This window comes from Leptolyngbya sp. FACHB-711, assembly GCF_014695615.1.
Lineage (GTDB): Bacteria > Cyanobacteriota > Cyanobacteriia > Elainellales > Elainellaceae > Leptolyngbya_A.
In genome coordinates, this window is sequence record NZ_JACJOR010000591.1 from 1 (window position 1) to 3,548 (window position 3,548).

At 44.0% G+C, this 3,548-nt stretch carries 4 protein-coding genes; 1 reads left to right on the forward strand and 3 read right to left on the reverse strand.

Features of this window, described 5'->3' with window-relative positions; genetic code table 11:
* Positions 1-105: 105 nt before the first annotated feature.
* The gene (locus tag H6F80_RS28680) at positions 106-1,125 is read left to right on the forward strand and encodes a DUF389 domain-containing protein (RefSeq protein ID WP_190794922.1); all 1,020 of its coding nucleotides are present in this window, start codon (positions 106-108) and stop codon (positions 1,123-1,125) included.
* Positions 1,126-1,250: 125 nt separating this feature from the next.
* Here H6F80_RS28680 and H6F80_RS30515 read toward each other — a convergent pair whose 3' ends face one another.
* The 3 genes from H6F80_RS30515 to H6F80_RS28695 all read right to left on the reverse strand — a co-directional run bounded on the left by H6F80_RS30515 (position 1,251) and on the right by H6F80_RS28695 (position 3,446).
* A complete protein-coding gene (locus H6F80_RS30515) occupies positions 1,251-1,382 on the reverse strand; it encodes a hypothetical protein (RefSeq protein ID WP_277879285.1) in 132 nt (43 codons plus the stop codon).
* Between the two features lie 563 nt (positions 1,383-1,945).
* Complete coding sequence (locus tag H6F80_RS28690; RefSeq protein ID WP_190794923.1) at positions 1,946-2,245, reverse strand: hypothetical protein; 300 nt, start codon at positions 2,243-2,245, stop codon at positions 1,946-1,948.
* Between the two features lie 10 nt (positions 2,246-2,255).
* Positions 2,256-3,446 carry a 2OG-Fe(II) oxygenase gene (locus H6F80_RS28695; protein WP_190794924.1) on the reverse strand — a complete coding sequence of 397 codons (1,191 nt, stop codon included), beginning with the start codon at positions 3,444-3,446 and terminating at the stop codon, positions 2,256-2,258.
* Between the last annotated feature and the right edge of the window lie 102 nt (positions 3,447-3,548).

Below are 3,548 nucleotides of genomic sequence, written 5' to 3' on the forward strand. Positions count from 1 at the left end.
ATCTCTTCAAACTATTATCAAATAACTGCCACAGTCTTAAGGTAGGATGCTGTCAGAAATCCGCATCTCGTTACTTCTAGAATTTTGTGGCTTGAGGAGGAGCAGATGTCGAAAGGAATTAAACATCGGTTCAGGAATTTTAGAAGTCGAGGCGAAGCTCTAGTTCCGCTCCAGCAGCTTCAAACCGAGATACTAAAGGAATCTACGCCTGACCTATCCTATCTGATTTTAATCGTGAGTTCATGCCTGATTGCCACTTTTGGCTTGTTAGCAAACAGCACTGCCGTCATTATTGGCGCAATGATTATTGCTCCGCTCATGCTGCCTATTCGTGGCTTAGCTTTTGGTGCGCTTCGAGGAGACGTCATCTTGCTTCGGCAAGGCGCAATCGCAATTATTGCCGGAACTTTACTGGCAGTCGCTCTCGCCTACAGTGTAGGATGGCTGGTCGGCATCGAAAATTTTGGCAGCGAAGTTTGGGCACGATCGGAGCCGACGCTGCTCGATCTGGGGGTGGCAATTGTCGCGGGAGGCATTAGCGGTTATGCAAAGGTGCAGCCCAAGATTTCAGGAAGTCTGGCAGGAACAGCGATCGCGGTTGCCCTAATGCCGCCAATTTGTGTGATGGGTTTGGGGTTATCTCAGGCAAACTGGTCACTCAGCCAGGGAGCAACCCTGCTCTATGCAACAAATCTACTGGGGATCATGCTCTCCTGTATGTTGACTTTTTTGCTCACAGGCTATGCTTCATTTCGCAATGCCCATAAACCGTTAACTTGTGCGCTGGCATTTACCGCCATTTTGCTGCTGCCGCTGGGTATTAGCTCTAGTAGATTAGTAAGACAGGCACATCTCGAAGCCACCATCCGGCAGACATTGCTCAATCGCACCATTACCTTTCAACGAGTCGAACTCCTGACCAGCAGAACCAACTGGCACACTACCCCGCCCGAAGTTAGGCTCAATGTCCGTGCTAAAGAACCCATTACTCCCAAACAGGTTGCCTTGCTGGAGGAGTTTTTGCAGCGTGAAATGGGACAGCCATTTACGCTCATTTTTGTGGTGGGACAGGTCGAGGAAGTTCAGCGAGAAACCTTTGATTCGCTTAATCAACGGGAGTATTAGTATTCATACTGGGCTGTAAAACTAAATTGCTCAAGAAACCCCTGACTTTTGCTAAGCCAGGAGTGTGCGGTGAGTTATGAGAAATAGCGGTACTTATTGGCATCCTATAACAGAAGCCCTGAAGTTTAAACACAACGACGGCTCAGTGATTCCCAGATAAAGATTGCAATCATTGCTCCGATAATCGCCACGATAATTCCAGGAATGCTCAAACTGGCGGCAGCAAGCTGTAGTGTTCCTGTCTTGATGATACTCATAATACTACCCTCAATCAATAAAACCCAAAATAATCCAAGCAAGGATATTCATAATTATGTTTCTAACACGCTATTACGTTTAAATTTTAATCGCTTACTTAATTATGCATCTTCGTCCGGAAGTTCTATCACTAGCCTCAAAATTTCATCCACTTGACTTGCTTATTGTCATAACCGTTTCGTTTTTAAAGTAAGAATATATTTTTTAAAAATTTGCAATCCTTTAATTCTGCTCTATCGGCTCTATTCTAATCACGTTGCTATATAGGTTCTCGACGAAATTCATGAACTAGCTCTGAACGCACTACTTTCAAAAATATTTCTAAGAATTTTTCATGGCTCTATTCCATCCAGCATGAATTTAATCTTTTCAAAAAGATACTCTGGGTCATTGGCTAACCTGGGAAAATATAATAATGTCAGGGGAACATCATGCTTTGCAATTGTATAGACAATCTTGTAGAGTTGATTGGCTAATACGGTTTCCTGTTGCTATGGGTCAAATGTGTGCTAAAGACCTCCATAAATTCCTTCTGGATAAAGGGAAGCGTCACTTCTTCGTGCTACGTCTCGCTGCCTTTCCGCTGCCGAAAGAGGTCTTGAACAGGGACAATCGCGTAATTAATGACAGTATCAGTGCTTTCTAGAACCTTATCAAGGTAATCACACAACCACGGATTCTTTATGATGTAGGGTACATTTTCCTGATGAATATCCCACTCCATCCCAGCATTGCAGTTTGGGTGAACGGCTGATGTAAAGTCATCAAATCCAGTATCAAGACCTAAAGCTGTAAATAGCCGAACTAGAAATGTTGTTCCAGCACGACCAGTCCCAGTAATGACAATATGATGTTTTGGCATAGCATCTGCTTTACGATTTACGACGCTTTTTGCGATATCTGGATTGGGAGTTACCCTGGAACCCAAGCGACTTTACTTGAGATTCTTGCTTTTTATCACTGTTGGTCTGCTGCTCTGAGTTAAGGACAACATACTTTTGATTGCGATCGCGAATTTTAGCATCCTCATCGTTATAGAAAAAGGATAATAAGGCAAACCGTTTTCCGCTTAACACAGGCGTCACTTCATGCAGCAGCGAACAGGAAAAGATGACAGCTTCGCCCACTCGAGGACGGTAGAGGCGATTACCGTATTCTGGAAAACGAAGACAGCCACCCGTATAATTTCCCGTATTCAGGTTGATTGTCATAGCAAAGCGACGATGGGCAGTGCCTTTGGTCGTATTGTCCCGATGGCGGTTAAAGAAACCTTGTGTTTCAGCATCGTAGCAAGCGACAAGGTAACGTTCAAATCGAGTAATACTAAATTGAAAGGCTTTCTCAATTTCTGGTTTTACCCGCCGCAAGATTAAATCATTAATGGCTTGTAGATGGGCTGTATCAGTAATATGAAAGTCCTTACGCTGCTTAAAATCGGCGTCCAAAACTTCTACTGTTTTGCCATCAATCTGCCGCATAAAGCCTGAATTTCTTCCTCCGTTGGCTTGATAAAGATGAATCAGAAATTCACAGAATTCTGGATCGATTACATCGGGGATGAAAAGGACGGGAGCCTGCCTGACCGCCATCATTGCTGGCTCTGGTACTGGAAGACTTTCGATAAAGCGAAATACATCAGCAACATGGCTTTCAGGATTCTCTAGGGGAAACACCTTGAGAACATGAAGATTCTCATTGAGGACCAGAGTTGCTGGGCGATAGAAATCTGGATTGGACTCATCTGGCAGTACGCCATATCGTAAGCTGACGAAGCGATCGAAATCCCAGATTAGTTTGAAATAGGACGGAATCTTGATTAACTCTTTCAGAACGATATCTTCTGGATTAATTGTGACTCCAAAGAATGGAACTTCGTATTGTTCAAGCTGTGGCTGTAGTGCCGCAAAATCCTGTAGAACCTTAGCGCAGGATTGGTTACTAAAGCGACCAAGGAAAGAAAGGATAATCCGATAACCACCTACTGCACTAAAGTGATAGGCAGGGTTGGAACTGGAGGAAGCTATGAACCAGGGAACTGGATCACCTGCGGCGAGAAATGTCATAAAGGCAACAGAGGAATTGACTCGATCCAATTTTGAAAGGAATTCAAATACTCCCTACAAGCAAGGATTCTCAGAATCTAGAACAGGTGGGGTAGATTCTAA

Bases quoted from the DNA above. Each gene is read 5' to 3' on its own strand.
- H6F80_RS28680 (WP_190794922.1), top strand. From the start codon at position 106: ATGTCGAAAGGAATTAAACATCGGTTCAGGAATTTTAGAAGTCGAGGC.
- H6F80_RS30515 (WP_277879285.1), bottom strand. From the start codon at position 1,382: ATGAGTATCATCAAGACAGGAACACTACAGCTTGCTGCCGCCAGTTTG.
- H6F80_RS28690 (WP_190794923.1), bottom strand. From the start codon at position 2,245: ATGCCAAAACATCATATTGTCATTACTGGGACTGGTCGTGCTGGAACA.
- H6F80_RS28695 (WP_190794924.1), bottom strand. From the start codon at position 3,446: ATGACATTTCTCGCCGCAGGTGATCCAGTTCCCTGGTTCATAGCTTCC.